Origin of the sequence: Candidimonas nitroreducens, assembly GCF_002209565.1 — a bacterium.
Taxonomy (GTDB): domain Bacteria; phylum Pseudomonadota; class Gammaproteobacteria; order Burkholderiales; family Burkholderiaceae_B; genus Candidimonas; species Candidimonas nitroreducens.
In genome coordinates this window covers 14,684-35,220 of the sequence record NZ_NJIH01000022.1, presented here as the reverse complement: position 1 = coordinate 35,220, position 20,537 = coordinate 14,684, and the positions used below count along the sequence as shown (strand labels likewise).

Below are 20,537 nucleotides of genomic sequence, written 5' to 3'. Positions count from 1 at the left end.
GCGTATGGCTTCAGGAATTTTGAGAATTACCGCATGCGGGTCTTGGCCCAGTGCGGTTGGAACGGGGTGATTAACCGAGTGTAATGAATGCCCTCATCCCCCGAAAATGGGGAAGAGCCCGGTTTAGTAGTGTGTCGTAACGCTGTGTATGAGACACTGTCTCATAAACGGTCACATCGGACAAAAGAAAAGGACTCACGCTCTCACGTAAGTCCTTGATTTATTTGGTGCCCCCCCCGTGAGTCGAACACGGCACCAACGGATTATGAGTCCGCTGCTCTAACCAGGCATGAGCTAGAGGGGCAAACGCAAGGCGGGTGGGGCTGTTGGCGCCATGCCTTACGCTAAGCTCGCCATTCTATCAAGGAACGCGGAGCCTTGCAGAAGCCGCGCACGCCCGGTTCATGTGCCCCGGATCCTGGCGTGCGTCCCGGATTCATACATCCCGGCTCCGCCTCTTTGGGGCCCGCATCTCCGGGCTCCGCCCGATGCCGCCCGGCCCCGGCCCCGCCTCGCTTTCACTCGCGGATTTCAGGTTGCGGTGTGTAACATGCCTTGGGAAAATGTTGGGCTATAGTGCGGCAAGACACCAATATCAAGAAGCTCCGCGGCAACGGGCCGCGGCGGCGCACCGGGGAAGAACAAGATGCTGGGACTGCGTATGCCGGCTCGAACACAGAGTCGTTTGCTGGCCTTCGGCCTGTTGTGGCTGGCTTCGGGAGCCTGGGCGGCGCAGGTGGCCCAGTTTTCTCCGCAAGGCGCCGTGGCGCGGGTGGAAAGTGTCAAGGTCACTTTCGATGTGCCGGTGGTGGCCTTTGGCAGCGCCCAGGCCCCGGCGCCTTTCGACGTACAGTGCGACGACGCCTCGATAACAGGCAGCGGCCGCTGGCTGGACGGGCGCCGCTGGACGTATGTCTTCACGCACCAGCCCGGCCCCGGCGTGCAATGCAAGGCCCAACTGCGGCCGGGCTTCCACGCGCTGGACGGCAAGCCGCTGTCGGGCCCCACCGAATTCTCTTTTGCTACCGGCGGCCCGGTGGTGCTGTCGGTGCAGCCCGATGGCTCGGTCATCGACGAAGACCAGGCCTTCGTGCTGCGCTTCAATGGCGCGGTCAAGCCTGAATCGCTGCAGGCCAGCACCTGGTGCCTGGCGCAGGGGCTGGGCGAAGCGATACCCGTGCGCCTCATCAACGGCGAGCAGCGCCAGGCCATACTCAAGGCCGCGTATATCGACAAAGACTCATGGAACGACGCGGCCATACAGGTGCTGCAGTGCAAGCGGCGCCTGCCGCCGCAGGCCAAGTTCCAGCTGCGCGTGGGGCCGGGCGTGCAGGCCGTGTCCGGCGTGGCCTCGACGCAGGCGGCGGTTTCCAATTACACAGTGCGCCCGCCGTTCAAGGCGACGTTCAGCTGCCAGCGTGAAAACGCCCGGGCAGCGTGCACGCCGGTATTGCCCATCAGCCTCGATTTCAATGCCAATCTTTCCTATGCCGATGCACAGAAGATTCGCCTGAAGACGCCCGAAGGCGAGCGCAGCCCCGCGTCCGACGATGATGCAGCGCGCGAAGGCATGGCCACGGGTGTGCGCTTTGCCGGGCCGTTCCCGGAGAACGCCGACATGAGCATCGTGCTGCCGCCGGGGCTCAAGGACGATGCCGGGCGGCCGCTGGCCAATGCCTCGGAATTTCCCCTGCAGGTGCGCACGGCGGGCTTTCCGCCGCTGGTGAAATTCGCGGCCGCGCCTTTCGGTGTGATCGAGCGTTTCGCCAATGCGCCGCAGGGCGGCTCGGACGACGATTATCCGGCCGCGGTGCCTTTGACGGTGCGCAATGTCGAACAAGATCTGCCGGCACACGATCTGAAGGTACCGGCCGGAACGGTCAGCGACTTCGTGCCGCAAAGCGATGTGGACGTATTGCACTGGTATGCGCGCATGCGCCGGCTGCACGAGGCGAGCTGGACGCCGGCGCAGCTGCGCGCCATTATGGCCGACCAGCAGCCGCGGCCCGACAAGGCCGATGCGGTCGCCATGCGCGAGGTGCCGGTGATCGCCGGCCTTGCGGGGGTGCGTACGCTCAAGCTGCCGCAGCCCGAGCCGGGCGCGACCCGGCCTTTCGAGGTGATAGGGGTGCCGGTGAGCCCCGGCTTCCATGTGCTGGAAGTGAAGTCGGCGCGTCTGGGCGCGGCCCTGATCGCGCCGGACAAGCCCATGTATGTGCGCACTTCCGCGCTGGTGACGAACTTGTCGGTGCACTTGAAGCAGGGCCGCGACGATACCCTGGTCTGGGTTACGACGCTGGATCAGGGCAAAGTGGTGCCCAATGCGGCGGTCGCGGTGCGCGATTGTTCGGGCCGCTTGCTGGCCGAGGGCAAGACCGATGCGCAGGGCATATGGCACGACGCCGAGGCGCTGCGCGCGCAGAACTACTGCCGCGACACGGATCTCAGCGGCCTGTTCGTCACCGCCCGCATCCCGGCCGACCATCCCCTGGCGCGCGGCAAGGCAGATTTCGCCTTCGTGTTCTCGGACTGGGATCAGGGCATCGAGTCGTGGCGCTTCAATGTGCCCACCAACACCAGCCCCAACCCGACAGTGGTGGCCCATACAATGTTCGACCGCACGCTGCTGCGGGTGGGCGAGACGGTCTCGATGAAGCATTTCATGCGCGTGCTGACGCGCGGCGGCATGAAAGTGCCGGACGATGCCGATCTACCTAATACATTGTTTATACGGCACATGGGGTCGGGCCAGGAATACCACCAGAGCCTGCACTGGGTGCACACGCCCAGCGGCGGTGTGTATGCGCAATCCAGCTTCGCCATTCCGCCTGCCGCCAAGCAGGGCGAGTACGGCGTCAGCCTGGCGTTCTCGGGCAAGAGCCGCGGCCAGTCGCGCCGCTGGTTCAGCGGCTCGTTCCGGGTCGAGTCGTTCAAGCTGCCGGTGCTGACCGGCAGCTTGAAGATCAGCGACGAGAAGGGCGGTACGACGCTGGTGGCGCCGTCGAGCCTGAGTGCCGACGTGCAGCTGGCCTATGTGTCGGGCGGGCCGGCCGGCCAGTTGCCGGTAAGCCTGTCGGGCGTGGCGCGCTACAGGTCGGTGCATTTTTCGGACTATAGCGATTATTCCTTTTACCCGCCGCGGCAAGTATCCACGGACGAACAGAACGGCGAGCCGGGCGAGCAGTCGGCCGATGAATCGCAGACCCTGTTCCTGAACAAGCAGCGGCTGGTGCTGGACGCCCAGGGCGGCGGGCGCCTGGCCATAGCGGCCTTGCCGAAGTTCGACCGCCCCAAGGATCTGGTGTTCGAGGCCAGCTTCGCCGACCCCAACGGCGAGATCCAGACGCTGTCGCAGACGGTGCCGGTATGGCCCGCCGCGCTGCTGGCGGGTATCCGTGCCGATGACTGGGTGCAGGCGGGCAAGCCTGTGAACGTGCGCACCGTGGCGCTGGACACGGCGGGGCGGCCACAGGCCGGCACGGCGATTACCGTGCAGGCGCGGCGCATTATTACTTATTCCGCCCGCAAGCGCATGGTGGGCGGCTTCTACAGCTACGACAATCACACCGAAGCGCAGCCGCTGGGCACGGTGTGCCAGGGCAAGACCGATGCGCATGGCGAGTTCCGCTGCGCGGCGCAGGTAAAGGGGCCGGGTTCGATCGAGCTGGTGGCCAGTGTCACCGACGCGCAGGGCCATGTGTCGAGCGCGGCGGCTTCGACCTGGGTGCTGGGCGCCGACGAACTCTGGTTCGGCGGGCAGAATGACGATCGCATCGACATCGTCCCGGAAAAGAAGGCCTACCAGGCCGGCGAAACCGCGAGCTTCCAGGTGCGCATGCCGTTTCGCGAGGCGACCGCATTGGTGGCGGTGGAGCGCGAGGGCGTACTGGCCACGCAGGTGGTGCACCTGGAGGGCAACAACCCCACGGTGCAACTGCCCGTGCAGGCGCAATGGGGGCCCAATGTCTATGTGTCGGTGCTGGCCCTGCGCGGCCGTCTGCGCGAGGTGCCGTGGTATTCGTTCTTCACCTGGGGCTGGCGCCAGCCGAGCGCCTGGTATCACAAGTATTCCCAGCGCGACCGCGAGCCCTATCAGGCCGCCACGGCGCTTATCGATCTGTCCAAGCCTGCGTTCCGCTATGGCCTGACCGAGATCAAGGTGTCGGATAAGCGCGAGCAGTTGGCGGTCAAGGTCAGCACCGACAAGAAGACTTACCAGGTGCGTGGCAAGGCGCAGGTTTCGATACAGGTGACGCTGCCCGACGGCAGCCCGGCGGCCAATGGCGAAGTGGCTTTTGCCGCCGTCGACCAGGCGCTGCTGGAGCTGATGCCCAATGACAGCTGGGATCTGCTGGGCGCCATGCGCCGGCGCCGCGCCTATGGCGTGCAGACGGCAACCGCGCAGCTGCAGGTGGTAGGCCGGCGCCACTACGGCCGCAAGGCCCTGCCGGCGGGCGGCGGCGGTGGCAAGAGCCCGACGCGCGAACTGCTGGACACGCTGCTGCTATGGAAGCCCGCGGTGCAGCTGGACAAGGACGGCAAGGCCAGCATCACCGTGCCGCTGAACGATGCCATCACACGCTTCAAGCTGGTGGCAGTGGCCGACTATGGCGCCGAACGCTTCGGCACCGGCAGCGCCACCATAGCCAGCACGCAAGACCTGCAACTGATACCCGGCCTACCCGAACTGGTGCGCGGCGGCGACCGCTACGAGGCCATGGTGACCGTGCGCAACACCACGAAGCATGCGATGGACGTGGAGGTCAAGGCGGCCTACGCCGAGCAGTCGGGCGGCCAGTCGCTGCCCGTGCGCACCGTGCACGTGGCCGCCGGTGCGGCGGGCATCGTGCATTGGGCGCTGCAGGCGCCGCTGGCGCGCGGCACGGGCGCGGCCGAACAGCTGCAATGGGATCTGCAGGCCCGCGAGCTGGGCGCCACGGCGCCGGCCCGCGATCATTTGCGCATCGCCCAGACCCTGATTGCCGCGGTGCCCGTCACGGCCCAGCAGGCCACGCTGCTGGCCGTGGATGCGGACCACCCGCCCGCGCCTCTGCCGGTGGCGGTGCCGCCCGGCGCCTTGGCCGGCCCCGACGGCCGCGCGCTCGGTGGCCTGGATGTCACCCTGCAATCCACGCTGGCCGGCGGCCTGCCGGGCGTGCGGCAGTGGTTCGAGCGCTACCCGTACACTTGCCTGGAGCAGCTCACCTCTATCGCGCTGGGCCTGCACAGCGCGCAGCGCTGGCAGACCCTGCAGCAGCGCATCGCCAGCTATGTCGATGCGGACGGCCTGCTGAGCTACTTCCCCGGCATGCGCTACGGCAGCGCGGTGCTTACCGCCTATGTGCTGACGGCAAGCAACGAGGCGCAGGCGCTGGGCCTGCCCTACACGCTGCCCGAGCCTGTGCTGCAGTCCATGCGCCGCGGCCTGCTGGCCTTTGTCCAGGGCAAGATACAGCGCCGCGCCTGGGCGCCGCAGCGCGACCTCGACGAGCGCAAGCTGCTGGCACTGGAAGCCTTGTCGCGCATCGGCGCGGTCACGCCCGCGCTGCTGGACAGCATCGCCATCGCGCCGGATCGCTGGCCGACCTCGGCGGTGATCGACTGGCTGGCGGTGCTGCAGCGCGTGCCGGCCATTCCCGGCCGCGCGGCGAAACTGCAGAAGGCCACCCAGGTGCTGCGCGCGCGCCTGCTGGATCGAGGCACCGAGATGGTCTTCCCCGACGACCGCGACAACAACTGGTGGTGGCTGATGGTCAGTCCGCAGGTCAATCTGGCCAAGCTGATGCTGACCGTCATCGGACAGCCCGGCTGGGAAGAAGACGTGCCGCGCCTGGCGCAGGGCCTGCTGCACGCACAGCATCGCGGCGCCTGGCGCACCACCACCGCCAATCTGCTGGGCAGCCTGGCCATGGAAAAATTCGCGCGGCACTACGAGACCACGCCGGTTTCGGGGCGCGTCGCGGTGCGCATGGGCTCGCAGGCGTCGGCAGCGACGGTGGACTGGAGTGCGCTGCCGGTCAAGGACGGCGTGCGCTCCAAAACGCTGCATTTGCCCTGGGCCGGTGCCAGCGACAGCCTGTTGATACAGCCCCAAGGCCGGGGCCAGGGCTGGGCCACGGTGCGATCCATGGCTGCTGTGCCTGTCACCAAGCCTCTGATGGCCGGCTTTGCCGTCACGCGCAAGGTCAGCGCGGTGTCGCAGGCCCGCTCGGGCGTCTGGTCGCGCGGCGACGTGTACCGGGTGCAGATCGAGGTCGTGTCCAAGACCCCGGGCACCTGGGTGGTGGTGAACGACCCGATACCGGCCGGCGCCACCATCCTGGGCAGCGGCCTGGGGCGCGACTCGTCCATAGCCGCGCAGCCCTCGAACGCGGCCGAAGAAACGGCGGCGTGGCCCAGCTTCGTAGAGCGCGGCTTCGATGCCTATCGAGCCTATTACGAGTATTTCCCCCAGGGCAAGACTCTGGTGGAATATACGGTTAGGCTCAATACCCCCGGGCAGTTCCGGCTGCCGCCCACGCGCGTCGAGGCGATGTACCAGCCCGATGTGTTCGGCGTGCTGCCGAATAGCCGGCCGCTGGACGTGCAGGCCAGCACCGATGACGGCCAATGACAGCCGCTGACGCACCGCGCGAGCCAGGCCGCGCGCTGCGGCGCCGGCCGCGCCGGGCATGGTGGCTGGCGGCGCTGCTGGCGGTATTGGCCATTGCGGCCCTGGTGCTTGCGGCAGCCCTGTGGGCCGCGGTCCGCGCCAGCGGCGGCGTCGCGCTGCCTGGCTACGATCAAGCCAGGCTCGATTACCGCGCCTCGGACGTGCGCATACTCGATCGCAGCGGCGGCCTGCTGGAACGCGTGCGCCTGGACTACCGGGGCCGGCGCGGCGACTGGGTGTATCTGCCGGATATATCCCCCGCCTTGCAGCGCGCGGTCGTGCTCTCCGAAGACCGGCGCTTCTACCGTCATGCCGGGGTGGACTGGAAGGCGGTGGCCGCCGCGGCCTGGCACAACATCTGGGGCTCGCGGGTGCGCGGTGCATCCACGATCAGCATGCAGCTGGTGACCATGCTGGAACCCGGCTATCGCCGTGCGCGGGAAGGGCGCACATTGCGGCAGAAGCTCGACCAGGCCATGCAGGCGCGGCGGCTCGAACAGCGCTGGAGCAAGCCGCAGATTCTCGAGGCCTATCTGAACCTGGCGGCCTTCCGCGGCGAGCTGGTCGGCGTGGACGCCCTGTCGCGCGTGTTGTTCGGCAAGCATCCCAGTGGCCTGGACGCACGCGAAGCGGCGCTGGCAGCGGTGCTGCTGCGCGGCCCCAATGCTCCGGACGGCGTGTTGCGGCGGCGCACCTGCCGCCTGCTGGGCGAGATGGGCGCTGGCGGTGAATGTGCCGGGCTGGCGGGCTTCGTGCACCGCAGCCTGCAACGCACGGCCGCGCCGCTGGCCGATAGCGACAGCCTGGCGCCGCAGTTCGCGCGCTGGCTGCTGCGCCTGCACCCCGCGGCGGCGGGGCAGTCGGTGCGCACGTCCATAGACGGCAGGCTGCAGCGCTACGTGCTCGACAGCGTGGATCGCAACGTGCGTGCGCTGCGCGACAGCAATGTGCGCGATGCCGCGGTGGTGGTGCTGGACAATGCCAGCGGCCAGGTGCTGGCCTATGTGGGCTCGAGCGGGGCCGGGCTGTCGCTGACGCCGCAGGTGGACAATGCCCGCTCGCTGCGCCAGGCGGGCTCTACGCTCAAGCCCTTTTTGTACGCCCAGGCCCTGCAGCAGGAGCGCCTGACGGCAGTGTCGCTGCTGGACGATGCGCCGCTGAATCTGCCCACGGGCAACGGCCTGTACATTCCGCGCAATTACGACAATCAGTTTTCCGGCTGGGTCAGCGTACGCACCGCGCTGGCCTCGTCGCTGAACATCCCCGCGGTGCGCACGCTGGTCATGGTGACGCCGGACGCCTTCCAGCAGTGCCTGCTGCGCCTCGGCCTGCCGCTGGACCACAGCGGCGACTACTACGGCTACAGCCTGGCACTGGGCAGTGCCGACGTAACCCTGCTGAGCCTGGCCAATGCCTATCGCGCGTTGGCCAACCTGGGGCGCTATTCCGACGCGCATCTGCTGCCGGCCACGCCCGCCGGGCCCTGGAGCCAGGTGTATACGCGCGCGGCGGCCTGGGTGGTGGGCGACATATTGTCGGATCGGCACGCTCGTGCGCGCACCTTCGGCATGGACAGTCCGCTGACCACGCCGTTCTGGACGGCGGTCAAGACCGGCACCAGCAAAGACATGCGCGACAACTGGACGGTGGGCTGGTCGCGCCGCTATACGGTGGGCGTGTGGGTGGGCAACAGCCACGGCGACAGCATGCGCGATGTGTCGGGCGTGTCGGGCGCCGGCCCGATCTGGCACGACGTCATGGCCTACCTGGAGAAGGGCGCGAGCGCCGCCGAGCCCGCCATGCCGCCGGACGTGAGCCGGCGCCGCGTCAGTTTCGACGACGGCATCGAGCCCGACCGCAGCGACGTGTTCATTGGCGACACCGGCGTCGATCGCGTGCGCCTCGGGGCGCCGCTTGCGCTGGCCGAGCCCGCCGCGCTGCGCATCGCGCAGCCGGTGGACGGCACCATCCTGGCGCTGGATCCGGACATCCCGGTCTTGAACCAGAAGGTGTGGCTGCGGGCCGCCGGCCTGGCCGGACAGGCCGGCGCGCAGGTGCGCTGGCAGGTGGATGGCAAAGAGGTGGGGGCGGGGGCGCAAACGCCCTGGGCGCCATGGCCGGGGCGGCACACCATAGAGCTATTGGACGCCAGGGGAAAGGTACGGGATCGCGCCGCCGTCGAGGTGCGCGGCGCGGTGCTGAAGCAGGCCGCCGCGCATTGAGTCAGTGCTCTGTCGCACGCAAGGCCTGGTGCCTTGAGACACAGCAGTGTGGCAGGGCACCGGCCGCGTCGCGGCCTTGGCGCTTGGGCTTGCTTGGGGTGCTTAAGTGCGGCTGCCGCTTTCCTGGGCCTTGATCATGTGTTCGCCGTGCGCGATGACCAATCCGAATGCAACGGCGAAAACCAGTGTGATGATGGCCACGACCAGGCCGGCGGAAAATTTGGGTTTGTTGTCAGCCACGAGGCTCTCCAGGAATCAATTGCCAGACAACTGGATAATATGCCAGTCTATGGCTTACGTTGTCATGAAACACGGCGGCCTTTTACTGACAAAACTTGTTGCCGGAACCGGGCCGCCATGCTGTTAAACTTCAAGCAGAATATCAGTTTTATATTAATACCATCAGATGTGCCTTGCGCACCACGAGGGAGCCCATGAAGACACTACGCATGCTTGGCAGAATCGCCGTACCCGCCAGCCTGATGCTGTTGGCTGCTTGCCAGAACATGCCGGGCAAGCACGGCAGCACCGGCCCGTCCACATCGTCCTCGGCCAGCAGCAGCGCTGCCGCGCCGTCCACCGGTACGGCGCCGGCCGCCGGCGCCACCGGCCAGGCGGGGCAGCCGGCCGCGCAGCATGGCGCTTCGGTGGGCGTGTTCCTGGCCGACACGCAACAGCAGCAGGGCTGGACTCCGGTCAAGCTTGCCGATGGCACCTTGTACGTCAATCCGCAGCCGGTACTGACCCGCTCCGACCTCACCGGCATACGCGCCGGCGCCAACAAGGAAGGCACCGGCTTGCTGGCGCTCGAGCTGAATTCGGCCGCCAAGCAGAAAGTCACCGACATCACCACCAAGAACCCCAACAAGCGCCTGGTGCTGGTGGTGGGGCGCACCATGATGGCGGCGCCGGGCTATTCCCGCCCGGTCACCTCGCAGGAATTGGTGTTTGCCGTCGGCACCGAGCAGAACGCCACGGCCGCGGCGCGAGCCATCGCGGGAAGCAATACCAATTCGCAGCAGGCGCCGGCGACGTCCACGGCGCCTGCGTCGTCGGCACCTTCTTCTAGCACCACCACGCATCACTGATTCTGGCCGAACAACAGCCCAACACGCAACCCAGCAGGAACCGACGCCATGGCCGACGATATGAATCAGGGGTCAGGCCGAGCCTGGCAGACTTCGGCCTACCAGGCCATGGGCGGCCTGCTGGCCCTGGGCTTCAAGTTCGTGGCCTGGCTCAATGGCCTGGGCGTGCTGCTGATTATTTTCTGCTCGCTGGGCCTGATCCAGACCGATCTTACGGCTGCCGAACTGCGGCTACCGCTGGTGGCCTTCACCGTTGGCCTGGCGTTGTGCGGGCTGGCCCTGTTCTGGTCTTATCTGGTGCAGGCCAGCCTGTTCAATCAGCTCGTTTCGGGCCGTACGCGCCGCACCCACTGGATCCCGCTGTCTTGTGCGATCGGCGCCTACGCCCTGAGCCTCGTGGTGTTCATGGTCGGCTGCTGGTTCACCCTGGGGGTGTCCAGCCTGGCCGCGCAAGCTTCCGATTCGGGCTATTCGCAGTCCTCCGATGGCGACGACGGCGATACTTCGCCGCAAAACCAGTCGGGTGCGCCGCAATTCGACGTGCCCGAGCAGCGGCCGGCCCTGGCCCACGTATCGCCTGCCTGAACACTTTGGGCGCTGTGGTTTTTTGGGCACTTGCTTCGATCGGGCTGGCAAATAGCGGCTTCCAGGAATAATATACGCATTGCGTATATTCAACCCTAGCCGGAGCCACCCTATGTCCGTTTCGCAGCAGGTCTTTTTACGCGACGCCATGCGTCGCCTGAATCTTACCCGCGATATTTTCGCCGGCCGTATCGGCGTCAAGCGCCGCGCCCTGGATACCTGGCTGCTGCCGGAGGGGTCGCAGGAATTCCGCGCCATGCCCGAAGTGGTCACGCGCTTCGTGACGGAAATCGTCGAAAACGACACACTGCTGCAAAAATATGCGCAAAGCGCACAGTCTGGCCCGCTGCGCGACAGAATTTCTTACGAAGGCAAGCACCAGCTCTTGTCGGTCGACCAGTTTTCCCGCGAATCGGTGGAAGAGCTGTTCCGCATCGCCGACCAGATGCAGCCCATCGCCCGGCGCCACAAGGTCTCGCGGGTGCTCGAAGGCGCCGTGCTGGGCAATTTGTTCTTCGAGGCCAGCACCCGTACCCGGGTCAGTTTCGGCGCGGCGTTCTGCCGCCTGGGCGGTTCGGTTTGCGACACTACCGGCTTCACGTTTTCGTCCATGGCCAAAGGCGAATCCATCTATGACACCAGCCGCGTCATGAGCGGCTATGTGGACGCCATGGTGATCCGCCACCCCGAGAAGGGTTCGGTGGCCGAGTTCGCGCGCGCCACCAATCTGCCGGTGGTCAATGGCGGCGACGGGCCGGGCGAGCACCCCAGCCAGGCGCTGCTCGACCTGTACACCATACTTACCGAGTTCTCGCGCCTGGGCAAGCTGCTGGACGGCGCCCACATCGCGCTGGTGGGCGACCTGAAGTACGGCCGCACGGTGCATTCGCTGATCAAGCTGCTGGCGCTGTACCGCGGCCTGAAGTTCACGCTGATTTCGCCGCGCGGCCTGGAAATGCCGGAATACATCCTGCAGCAGGCGGGCCGCCACGGCCACGTCATCGAGCAGACCAACTCGCTGGAACAAGGCCTGCCGGGCGCCGACGTCATCTACGCCACCCGGGTGCAGAAAGAGCGCTTCGCCGCCGAAGAACTGGAAGGCTACACGCCGGACTTCCAGGTCAACAAGGCCATCATCGACAAGTGCTGCGGGCCTGATGTCATCGTCATGCACCCGCTGCCGCGCGACAGCCGCGAGGGCGCCAACGACCTGAGCGTGGATCTGAACCACGACCCGCGGCTGGCAATCTTCCGCCAGACCGACAACGGCATACCGGTGCGCATGGCGATCTTCGCCGTGCTGCTGGGCGTGGAAGGCCTGGTGCAGCATTCGCTGCGCGATGTCACCTGGAACCCGCCGTCGCACGTCGGCCCAGACGACAGCCCCTTCCACGGGCTGGATTGATACGGTTTCGCGAGCATAAAGATAAGGGCGTAGCTTCGCCTTGCCGTGCTAGAGCAATTTCGGCTCGAATGCTTACGGACTTTCCGCGGTACCGGTACTTGTCTGAAGCAATGCCTGGAAAGGTGTAAAGGCCTGAACCAAAAATGCCGTAGTTGTATCGGTCTCCGGCTTCGCACCTTGTCCTCTCAACACGGCTGCCGTTTTGATCGCAAACCCGTATGGCAGCTGGCGGGCGGCCGCGGCCGCCCGCTTCAAACCGCTTTTTTCTCGCCGCCCAGCGCTTCCACCAGGGCGTCCAGCATGCGCGCCAGTTCGCCGGTCATCAGCGCCATGTCGGAATCGAACTGTTCGTCTTCGTTGCGGCCGGCGCTTTCCTGGTTCTCGCGCAGCACGTCCAGCGGGGTGACGCGCTTGATGTCCAGGCCGTCGGTCAGTACGAAGGAAACCCGGTCGGCCCAGGTCAGGGCCAGGCGCGTGCACTGCTTGCCCGCGCGCACGTGCTTCTGCACCTCGTCGATGTCCATGCTCTGGCGCACGTAGCGCACCGCGGCGCGGCTCTCGCTGGTCGAGCGCAGTTCCGTGTCCTGGTCAATGCTGAACCCGGCCGGCGCTTCGTCGCTAATGAGCCATTCGGTCATGGCCGAGGCCGGCGACTGTTCGACGTGCAGCAGTGCCACCGGGAAGGGATCGAGGGCCTTGGCCAGCAGGCCCATGACCTCGTCGCACTTGGCCGCGGCCGCCGCGTCGACCACCAGCCAGTGGTTGCGCGTGTCGATCCAGACCCGCGTGTCGCGGTAGATGCTGAAGGCGCGCGGCGTCAGCTCGTCCACCACCTGTTCCTTGATCTCTTTCATCTGCCGGCGGCCCGGCTTGTAGCCCTGCTGTTCTTCGATCTCTTGCGCGCGGGCGCGCGCCACCTGGTTGACCACCGTGGACGGCAGCAGCTTCTTCTCGGCGCGCAGGCTCAGCAGGTACTGGCCGTTGACGGCGTGCACCAGGCCCGCGCCCTCGCGCGGCGCGATCCAGCCCAGGCTTTGCATTTCCTGGGCATTACCGGGCTGGAAGGCAAGCTTTTCCAGAGAGGCTTCAAGCGCTTCGGGCGTGCACGACCAGGAGGGGGAAAGACGGAATACTTTGAGATTTTTGAACCACATGACTCGTATATCGGAAGGGCGGCGGGCGCTGATTGCGGCGCCTTGCGCCGGCGCATGCCGTCGCGGCGGCATCGCGCCGTGGCCGCGGGCGTTGCAGAAAAAGGAGCGCCGATTGTAGTGCCATTTGGGCTGGCGGCCAGCGCACGGGCCAGGCTGGGCCCGCCCGGCCCGGAGCGGGCAACAGCCACGGCCTCTTGGTTCGTGCCAAGTCTTCGACGTCGGCGCTGCCTTGCGCGGGGAACTGGCTAGGACGCCCGGACGCCGCGACTATCGCGGTGTAGCTGGCCGGCACGCAGGGCTGGAACGGTTTCGGGATAGAGCCGGGGCGCCGGCGCGAGGCCTGTCTCAGTGTAGCCATCTTGCCTTGCGTGCATCCTGCTCCGGCCGCAGAATTTATTTTGTATGGAAGTTTTACGGCAAAAAAACAAAAAAACGGCCCGGATTGCCGTGAGGCACCGGGCCGATACGGGAGCACACAATGTTGCGCCATAAAAAGGCTCGCGGGGAACGCAACATCAGTGATAGAAGACAGCTTGCGCAACTAATGAAACAGGGGGATCAGTAGTTCAATAGTTCGGAGTCGCAAGCGCTTTCTATGCCATGAATTCTAGACATGTACTCTGACGTTCGCCTGAACCCGAAACCCTGTGGCACCAAGTACTTATACGTACTCGCTTATAAGCACTATATTCAGGCATTAATGTCGGTGCCGCGGGTTTCCCGCACGAACAGGCTGCCCACCACCACGGCCAGCAGCGCGATCAGCACGGGATACCACAACCCATCGTAGATATTGCCGGTGGCCGCGGCGATGGCGAAAGCCGCCGGCGGCACGAAGCCGCCGAACCAGCCGTTGCCGATGTGGTAGGGCAGGCTCATCGAGGTGTAGCGGATGCGCGTGGGGAACATTTCCACCAGCATGGCGGCGATGGGCCCGTACACCATGGTCACCAGTACCACCAGCAGCGTCAGCAGCAGCACGATCATGATGTAGTTCATCTGCGTGGGGTCGGCCTTGGCGGGGTAGCCGTGGTTGCGGATGGCCGCCGTCATGGTCTTCTGCAGCCCCGCCATGCGCTGCGCGAACTCGGCGCGGCTCAGGCCCTTGCCCTCGAAGGAATCGAACACCTCGCTGCCGATGCGCGCCCGCGCCACCGAGCCCGCGGGCGCGGCCTGGTTGGTGTAGTTGACCGAATGGCCGGCCATGAACGACTTCAGGATGTCGCAGGAACTGGTGAAGGACAATATGCCCACCGGGTTGAACTGGAACGAGCAGGCCGCCGGGTCGGCGATGATGGTGACGGGCGATTCCTGATGCGCCCTTTCCAGCGCCGGGTTGGCAAAGTGCGTCAGGCCCTTGAACACCGGGAAGTAGGCCAGCGCCGCGATCAGGCAGCCGGCCATGATGATGGGCTTGCGGCCGATGCGATCCGACAGCGAGCCAAAGATCACGAAGAAGGGCGTGCCCAGCAGCAGGGCCAGGGCGATCATGATGTTGGCCGTGTTGGCCTCGACGCCCAGGATCTTGGTCAGGAAGAACAGGGCGTAGAACTGGCCCGTGTACCACACCACCGCCTCGCCCATGGTCAGGCCGAACAAGGCCAGCAGCACGATCTTCAGGTTGTTCCAGCGTCCGAAGGAATCGCGTATCGGCGCCTTCGAGCCGCGGCCGGCGGCTTTCATCTTCTTGAAGGCGGGCGACTCGTTCAGGCGCATGCGGATCCACACCGAAATGCCCAGCAGCACCGCGGAAAGCAGGAACGGTGCGCGCCAGCCCCAGTCCAGGTAGTTTTCTTCGCCCAGCACGCTGCGCATGCCCAGCACCAGCAGCAGCGACAGGAACAGGCCCATGGTGGCGGTGGTCTGGATCCAGCCGGTGTAGAAGCCGCGGCGGTGCGGCGGGGAATGCTCGGCCACGTAGGTGGCCGCGCCGCCGTATTCGCCGCCCAGCGCCAGGCCCTGCAGCATGCGCAGTGCGATCAGGATGATGGGCGCGGCGATGCCGATCGAGCTGTAAGAGGGCAGCACGCCCACCATGAAGGTGGACATGCCCATGATCAGGATGGTGACCAGGAAGGTGTACTTGCGGCCCACCATATCGCCCAGGCGGCCGAACATCAGGGCGCCGAAAGGCCGTACCGCGAAGCCTGCGGCAAAGGCCAGCAGCGCGAAAATGAAGCCGGCGGTGGGATCGACGCCCGAAAAGAAATGCGAGGCGATGATGGCCGCCTGCGAGCCGTACAGGTAGAAGTCGTACCATTCGAACACCGTACCCAGCGACGAGGCGAAGACCACGCGGCGCTCGCCCGGCGTCATGGGCCGGTGCGCGGCGGTGTGGTGATCGCTGGCAGACTTGGGGATGGCGAGGCCGGCCCGGTTCATGGTGCTGTCGTCCGACGGATGTCCTGGATGGGGTTGGCGTGTTGTCGAGCCGGTGTCGAGTCATTGCGCCGTCCGCATGCGCACGGCCGCAGCCAGAAAGTTAGGCAATCTTGCTGACGCCACGCTGACGCCACGGCGGCGCAGTGCCCGTGTCGTGCCGGGCTGCGGCGCGGCATCATGCCGCCTTTTTTTGCGGGTCCGCGCCGAAGCCCGCCGGACCCGGCAGCCCGTGTGGGCTCGCCTGTGCATGGCCGCCGGCGCCTATCTGCGATCTCATGCCGCGGCGCCTGCCTCGTCGTCATACGCTTCGTCCTCTTCAGCATTGGGGAACAGCACGCGCAGCCGCGTGCCGGGCTGCGCTGCGCCCCGTTGCGGCGCCAGGAATTCGATGCGCGCGCCGTGCTGGTCGGCGATTTCCTTGACGATGGACAGGCCCAGGCCGCTGCCGTCGGCATCGCTGCCCAGCACGCGGAAGAAGCGGTCGAAGACGCGCTCGCGGTTTTCCTTGCTGATGCCGGGGCCCGAGTCCTCGACCTCGATGTAAGGCGCAGCGTCTACGCAGCCGACGCGCACGCTAACCTGGCCGGGCGCCGGCGTGTACAAGAGCGCGTTGTCGATCAGGTTGCCCAGCAGTTCGGCCAGCATCAGCGCATTGCCGTGCACGGCGACCGGCTCGGGGGCCGGGTCGAAACCCAGGTCCAGGCCCTTGCGCATGGCCGCCGGCACCCATTCCAGGGTCTGGCTGCGCGCCAGCTCGTTCAGCTCGACGCTGCCGGCGCCGGCCCGTTCGGGCTGTTCGGCGCGGGCCAGCGCCAGCAACTGATTGACCAGGCGCGTGGCGCGCTCGGAACCCCTGATCAACTGGTGCAGACTGGCGTCCAGGCCTTCCGGGCCGGGTGCGCGCAGCGCCAGCTCGGCCTGCGTGCGGATGCCCGCCAGCGGTGTTTTCAGCTGGTGCGCCGCGTTGGAAACGAAGCGCCGCTGCGTCTCGGTACTGGCCGCCAGGCGCGCCAGCAGCTCGTTCATGGCGGCGATCAGCGGCATGATCTCGGCCGGCGCCAAGTCGTCGTTGATGGGCGACAGGTCGTTGGGCGTGCGCTCGCGCAGGCGTTCCTGCATGATGGACAGCGGCTCCAGCCCGTGCGTCATGCCCAGCCCGGCCAGTAGCGCCGCCAGCGGCAGCACGATCAATTGCGGCGTCAGCATGCCGGTCAGTATTTCCTGCTGCAGCGTGGCGCGCAGCTCGTTGGTTTCGCTGACCACGGCCAGGAACGCCTGGCCGGAAAGGTCTTTGCCGCCCCACAAATAGGCGATGCGCACGCTGCGCCCGCCGGCATGAGCGTTGCGGAAGTGCACGTGGTCGGTGTCGTAGGACCAGTCCGGCGGTAGCGGGATGTCGCGGCTGCCGGCCAGCCACGTGCCGTTGGCGTCCTGGATGCTCCAGTGCGTAGGGTATTCCTGGTCGCCGGCCAGGATGGTGCGGGCCGAGGGCGGCAGCTGCACCCCTTGCGCGATGTGCTGCTGCTCGGCCTCGTGGCGCAGCAGGCGCAGATGGTCGGCCAGGGTGCGGTCGTAGGGCGCGTTGGCGATGTTCTGGGCAATGAAATAGGTGATGACGATGCCGATGGTCCACAGCAGGAACAAGGGCCCGAACATCCACACCAGAATCTTGCTCAGCAAGGTTCGGTTGGCTTTTTTCCGGCGTTGCGCGGAACGGAAGGGAAACAAGGCGGTTGGGGCCGGCGCGGGCGTCAACAGGCCCTAGGCGGCCAGCGTATTGCCCCGCGTTTCGGGTTCGAGGCAATAGCCCAGCCCGCGCACGGTGACGATGCGTGCGCCGCTGGGTTCGAGCTTCTTGCGCAGGCGGTGGATATAGACTTCGATGGCGTTGGTGGTGACTTCCTCGCCCCATTCGCAGAGCAGGTCGACGAACTGGTTCTTGCTGATCATGCGGCCGCAGCGCGACAGGAAGATTTCGAGCAGGGTGGTTTCGCGCGCCGAGAGTTCCAGCGGCTGGCCGTGGATGCGCGCGATGCGGCCATTGAGATCGAAGCTGAGGTTCTTGTGCTGCAGCACGGTGGTGCTGGTGCCGGCGCTGCGGCGGGTCAGGGCGCGCACCCGGGCCTCGAGTTCGCTTAGGGCGAAGGGCTTGGCCATGTAGTCGTCGGCGCCCAGATCCAGGCCCTGCACGCGCTGCTCGACGGTGTCGGCGGCGGTCAGGATCAGCACCGGTATCGGGCTGTTGCGCTGGCGCAGCAGGCGCAGCACGCCCAGGCCGGGCATCAGGGGCAGGCCGAGATCGAGAATGAGCAGGTCGAAGGATTGCAGCTGCAGGGCGGAATCGGCGGCCGAGCCGTCGTGCACCACGTCTACCACGTAACCGTCGCCGCGCAGGGAACGGGAAAGTCCATCGGCAAGAATACTATCGTCTTCCGCGATTAGAATGCGCATGTCGCTGCCTTGCGGCCCCTCATCTCCTTTTATGACGGCCCATTCTGACAGCTGGCGCAGACCCGACCAATAAGGGATAACGATAAATTCCTGCAGATTTTATATGTACTGTCTGTATGTACAGTATAATTTGGTGTGATAATCAAGGCCGGAAGCTTCCGGATGCCATGAATCCGGGGGGCTGCCCCCGCCATTTTTCAAGTTTTCAAGACTAGGATCCTCCACATGGACGACAAAACCAGCAAGGCCGCCGCCGCCGAACGCGCCAAGGCGCTTGCCGCCGCCTTATCGCAGATCGAAAAGCAGTTCGGCAAGGGCTCGGTCATGCGCTATGGCGACAACGAGGTCGAGCACGACATCCAGGTGGTGTCCACCGGCTCGCTGGGGCTCGACATCGCGCTGGGCGTCGGCGGCCTGCCGCGCGGCCGCGTCATCGAAATCTACGGCCCCGAATCCTCGGGCAAAACCACGCTCACCCTGCAGGTCATCGCCGAAATGCAGAAAATCGGCGGCACCTGCGCCTTCGTCGACGCCGAACACGCACTCGACGTGCAGTATGCCTCCAAGCTCGGCGTCAACCTGGCCGACCTGCTCATCTCGCAGCCCGACACCGGCGAACAGGCGCTGGAAATCACCGACGCCCTGGTGCGTTCGGGCTCGGTCGACCTCATCGTCATCGACTCGGTGGCGGCCCTGGTGCCCAAGGCCGAAATCGAAGGCGACATGGGCGACTCGCTGCCGGGCCTGCAGGCCCGCCTCATGAGCCAGGCGCTGCGCAAGCTTACCGCCACCATCAAGCGCACCAACTGCATGGTCATCTTCATCAACCAGATCCGCATGAAGATCGGCGTCATGTTCGGCAACCCCGAAACCACCACCGGCGGCAACGCGCTCAAGTTCTATTCCTCGGTACGGCTCGACATCCGCCGCATCGGCTCCATCAAGAAGGGCGACGAAGTCGTGGGCAACGAAACCCGCGTCAAGGTGGTCAAGAACAAGGTGGCGCCGCCGTTCAAGCAGGCCGAATTCGACATCATGTACGGCAGCGGCATCTCGCGCGAAGGCGAAGTCATCGACCTGGGCGTGCAGGCCAACATCGTCGACAAGGCCGGCGCTTGGTTCAGCTATTCGGGCAACCGCATCGGCCAGGGCCGCGACAACGTGCGCGAGTACCTCAAAGAGCATCCCGAAATGGCCTTCGAAATCGAGAACCGGGTGCGTGAACAACTGGGCGTCGTGGCCCGCGCCGCAGGCACGGCGCCGCTACCCGAGGCCGAGGCCCAGGCTCAGGCCGGCGAATAAGGCCGCCGTGTAGTTTCCCGCAAGGCCCGCCCCATGCCGCGCACGCCCGACGACGATCCGTTCGAAACGCCGGGGCCGCGCTCTTTGCAAGGGGCGCCCCGGCCTCTCGAGCCCTTCGAGCAGCTCGCGGCCGTGGCCGCCGGACAGCCCGCGGCGGCGCTTAGCGGGCGCAGCCTCAAGGCACGGGCCGTGGCCTACCTTTCCCGGCGCGAATACTCGCGCCAGGAATTGCGGCGCAAGCTGCTGCCCAATGTGGCCGACGCCGACGAACTCGACCTCGTTCTCGACCAGCTCGAACACGAACGCTGGCTGTCCGACGAACGCTACGCCCAGGCCCTGGTGCACCGCAAGGCGGCGCGCCAGGGCACGGCGCGCATCGTCCAGGAATTACGCCGCCAGGGCGTGCCCGACGAAAACCTCGAGGCTGTAAAGGCCCAGCTCCAAGGCACCGAAATCGAACGCGCCCGCCAAGTCTGGCGCAAGAAGTTCAGCGGCCCGCCGCAAGACGCGCGCGAATACGCCAGGCAATTCCGCTTCCTGGCCTCGCGCGGCTTTTCCCCCGAATGCCTGCGCCGCATCCTGGGCGAACAAGACGACGTTTCCAGCACCTAAGTACCGTTCAGGCATGTGTAGCGACGGTCTTTGCCGATTGACTCGACTAGTCCAATGAACTACCATGAATTCGTGGAATTCGAATGGGACAAGGCAAAAAGCGATGCCTGTTTTGCCGAGCGCGGATTCGATTTCACTTATGTCCTACGCGTGTTCGCAGATCCCGGCCGATTGGTAGTGAAGGACGTTCGATGGGACTATGGCGAAGACCGCTATCAGGTATTGGGCCGTGTCGAGACCCGCGTGTTTGTTGTGGTGTATACCCTGCGCGGTTCAGGCATACGCATCATTTCCGCGCGCAAGGCGAATCAGCGAGAGCTCAAGTTTTATGAAAACGGTGCGAGTAAAAATTGATGTGGGGCGGCTGGAATCTTTTCCGGTAGGCAGGGTCGACACCGAGCGCCTCGACCGTAGCACGCAAGCCGACCTGGAACTGCAGAAAAAGGCGGATGATCTTCAGGCTCTGCGTGACGCGGGCGATTTTGCCCGCGAGGTGCGGCGACGCCTTGGGCTTACCCAACAGGAATTTGCCAGTAGCATCAACGTATCGCTGGAAACCATTCGCAATTGGGAGCAGGGCCGCCGCCGCCCCACCGGAGCGGCAAAGGCCTTGCTGAAAGTTCTCTACAAAATGCCCAAAGCCTGTCTGGCGGCTTTGGAATAAGCCTTAGAGCCTTGGAATAG

At 65.9% G+C, this 20,537-nt stretch carries 14 protein-coding genes and 1 tRNA gene; 9 read left to right on the top strand and 6 right to left on the bottom strand.

Annotated features, from left to right (window positions below; all coding sequences use genetic code 11):
• Positions 1-225 precede the first annotated feature (225 nt).
• Positions 226-304 (bottom strand) — tRNA-Ile (locus CEY11_RS24820).
• Positions 305-661: 357 nt separating this feature from the next.
• Here CEY11_RS24820 and CEY11_RS24815 point away from each other — a divergent pair.
• Entirely contained in the window at positions 662-6,613 is a 5,952-nt protein-coding gene (locus CEY11_RS24815) for an alpha-2-macroglobulin family protein (protein ID WP_088606127.1), read from the top strand.
• Positions 6,610-8,874 (top strand): penicillin-binding protein 1C, encoded by a 2,265-nt coding sequence (gene pbpC, locus CEY11_RS24810; protein WP_088606123.1) that lies wholly within the window; start codon positions 6,610-6,612, stop codon positions 8,872-8,874. The genes CEY11_RS24815 and pbpC overlap by 4 nt, the downstream gene beginning before the upstream one ends.
• Before the next feature lie 102 nt (positions 8,875-8,976).
• Here pbpC and CEY11_RS25485 read toward each other — a convergent pair whose 3' ends face one another.
• The gene (locus tag CEY11_RS25485; RefSeq protein WP_158215440.1) at positions 8,977-9,114 is read right to left on the bottom strand and encodes a hypothetical protein; all 138 of its coding nucleotides are present in this window, start codon (positions 9,112-9,114) and stop codon (positions 8,977-8,979) included.
• A 194-nt stretch (positions 9,115-9,308) separates the two neighbouring features.
• Here CEY11_RS25485 and CEY11_RS24805 point away from each other — a divergent pair, with 194 nt between their 5' ends.
• The 3 genes from CEY11_RS24805 to CEY11_RS24795 all read left to right on the top strand — a co-directional run bounded on the left by CEY11_RS24805 (position 9,309) and on the right by CEY11_RS24795 (position 11,952).
• Complete coding sequence (locus CEY11_RS24805; RefSeq protein WP_088606122.1) at positions 9,309-9,962, top strand: hypothetical protein; 654 nt, start codon at positions 9,309-9,311, stop codon at positions 9,960-9,962.
• A gap of 48 nt (positions 9,963-10,010) precedes the next feature.
• A complete protein-coding gene (locus CEY11_RS24800; RefSeq protein WP_088606121.1) occupies positions 10,011-10,547 on the top strand; it encodes a hypothetical protein in 537 nt (178 codons plus the stop codon).
• Positions 10,548-10,659: 112 nt separating this feature from the next.
• On the top strand, positions 10,660-11,952 hold the full coding sequence (locus CEY11_RS24795) for an aspartate carbamoyltransferase (RefSeq protein WP_088606120.1): 1,293 nt from the start codon (positions 10,660-10,662) through the stop codon (positions 11,950-11,952).
• Between the two features lie 251 nt (positions 11,953-12,203).
• On the opposite strand, the gene CEY11_RS24790 is transcribed toward CEY11_RS24795, so the two are convergent.
• From CEY11_RS24790 to CEY11_RS24775, 4 genes are all read right to left on the bottom strand, one after another.
• On the bottom strand, positions 12,204-13,106 hold the full coding sequence (locus CEY11_RS24790; protein WP_088606119.1) for a recombination-associated protein RdgC: 903 nt from the start codon (positions 13,104-13,106) through the stop codon (positions 12,204-12,206).
• 690 nt (positions 13,107-13,796) lie between these two features.
• Positions 13,797-15,422, bottom strand: a complete 1,626-nt coding sequence (locus CEY11_RS24785; RefSeq protein ID WP_198958988.1) for an MFS transporter — start codon at positions 15,420-15,422, stop codon at positions 13,797-13,799.
• 339 nt (positions 15,423-15,761) lie between these two features.
• A complete protein-coding gene (locus CEY11_RS24780) occupies positions 15,762-17,168 on the bottom strand; it encodes a sensor histidine kinase (RefSeq protein ID WP_233155072.1) in 1,407 nt (468 codons plus the stop codon).
• A gap of 81 nt (positions 17,169-17,249) precedes the next feature.
• Entirely contained in the window at positions 17,250-17,939 is a 690-nt protein-coding gene (locus CEY11_RS24775; protein ID WP_088606117.1) for a response regulator, read from the bottom strand.
• Between the two features lie 225 nt (positions 17,940-18,164).
• On the opposite strand from CEY11_RS24775, the gene recA reads away from it, so the two are divergent.
• From recA to CEY11_RS24755, 4 genes are read left to right on the top strand one after another with little or no spacing between them, the layout of a single operon-like run.
• Positions 18,165-19,241: a recombinase RecA gene (recA, locus tag CEY11_RS24770; protein ID WP_088606116.1), complete on the top strand. Its 1,077-nt coding sequence runs from the start codon at positions 18,165-18,167 to the stop codon at positions 19,239-19,241.
• Between the two features lie 33 nt (positions 19,242-19,274).
• The gene (gene recX / locus CEY11_RS24765) at positions 19,275-19,853 is read left to right on the top strand and encodes a recombination regulator RecX (protein ID WP_088606115.1); all 579 of its coding nucleotides are present in this window, start codon (positions 19,275-19,277) and stop codon (positions 19,851-19,853) included.
• 54 nt (positions 19,854-19,907) lie between these two features.
• A complete protein-coding gene (locus tag CEY11_RS24760; RefSeq protein WP_233155070.1) occupies positions 19,908-20,207 on the top strand; it encodes a BrnT family toxin in 300 nt (99 codons plus the stop codon).
• Positions 20,182-20,517 carry a helix-turn-helix domain-containing protein gene (locus CEY11_RS24755; RefSeq protein ID WP_088606114.1) on the top strand — a complete coding sequence of 112 codons (336 nt, stop codon included), beginning with the start codon at positions 20,182-20,184 and terminating at the stop codon, positions 20,515-20,517. Before CEY11_RS24760 ends, CEY11_RS24755 begins: the two co-directional genes overlap by 26 nt.
• Positions 20,518-20,537: the final 20 nt, after the last annotated feature.

Excerpts from the sequence above, each read along its gene's own strand:
- CEY11_RS24795 (WP_088606120.1), top strand. The coding sequence starts at position 10,660 with ATGTCCGTTTCGCAGCAGGTCTTTTTACGCGACGCCATGCGTCGCCTG.
- CEY11_RS24815 (WP_088606127.1), top strand. The coding sequence starts at position 662 with ATGCCGGCTCGAACACAGAGTCGTTTGCTGGCCTTCGGCCTGTTGTGG.
- CEY11_RS24785 (WP_198958988.1), bottom strand. The coding sequence starts at position 15,422 with ATGACGCCGGGCGAGCGCCGCGTGGTCTTCGCCTCGTCGCTGGGTACG.
- CEY11_RS24755 (WP_088606114.1), top strand. The coding sequence starts at position 20,182 with ATGAAAACGGTGCGAGTAAAAATTGATGTGGGGCGGCTGGAATCTTTT.
- CEY11_RS24790 (WP_088606119.1), bottom strand. The coding sequence starts at position 13,106 with ATGTGGTTCAAAAATCTCAAAGTATTCCGTCTTTCCCCCTCCTGGTCG.
- pbpC (WP_088606123.1), top strand. The coding sequence starts at position 6,610 with ATGACAGCCGCTGACGCACCGCGCGAGCCAGGCCGCGCGCTGCGGCGC.
- CEY11_RS24805 (WP_088606122.1), top strand. The coding sequence starts at position 9,309 with ATGAAGACACTACGCATGCTTGGCAGAATCGCCGTACCCGCCAGCCTG.
- recA (WP_088606116.1), top strand. The coding sequence starts at position 18,165 with ATGGACGACAAAACCAGCAAGGCCGCCGCCGCCGAACGCGCCAAGGCG.
- CEY11_RS24800 (WP_088606121.1), top strand. The coding sequence starts at position 10,011 with ATGGCCGACGATATGAATCAGGGGTCAGGCCGAGCCTGGCAGACTTCG.
- recX (WP_088606115.1), top strand. The coding sequence starts at position 19,275 with ATGCCGCGCACGCCCGACGACGATCCGTTCGAAACGCCGGGGCCGCGC.
- CEY11_RS24760 (WP_233155070.1), top strand. The coding sequence starts at position 19,908 with ATGAACTACCATGAATTCGTGGAATTCGAATGGGACAAGGCAAAAAGC.
- CEY11_RS24775 (WP_088606117.1), bottom strand. The coding sequence starts at position 17,939 with ATGCGCATTCTAATCGCGGAAGACGATAGTATTCTTGCCGATGGACTT.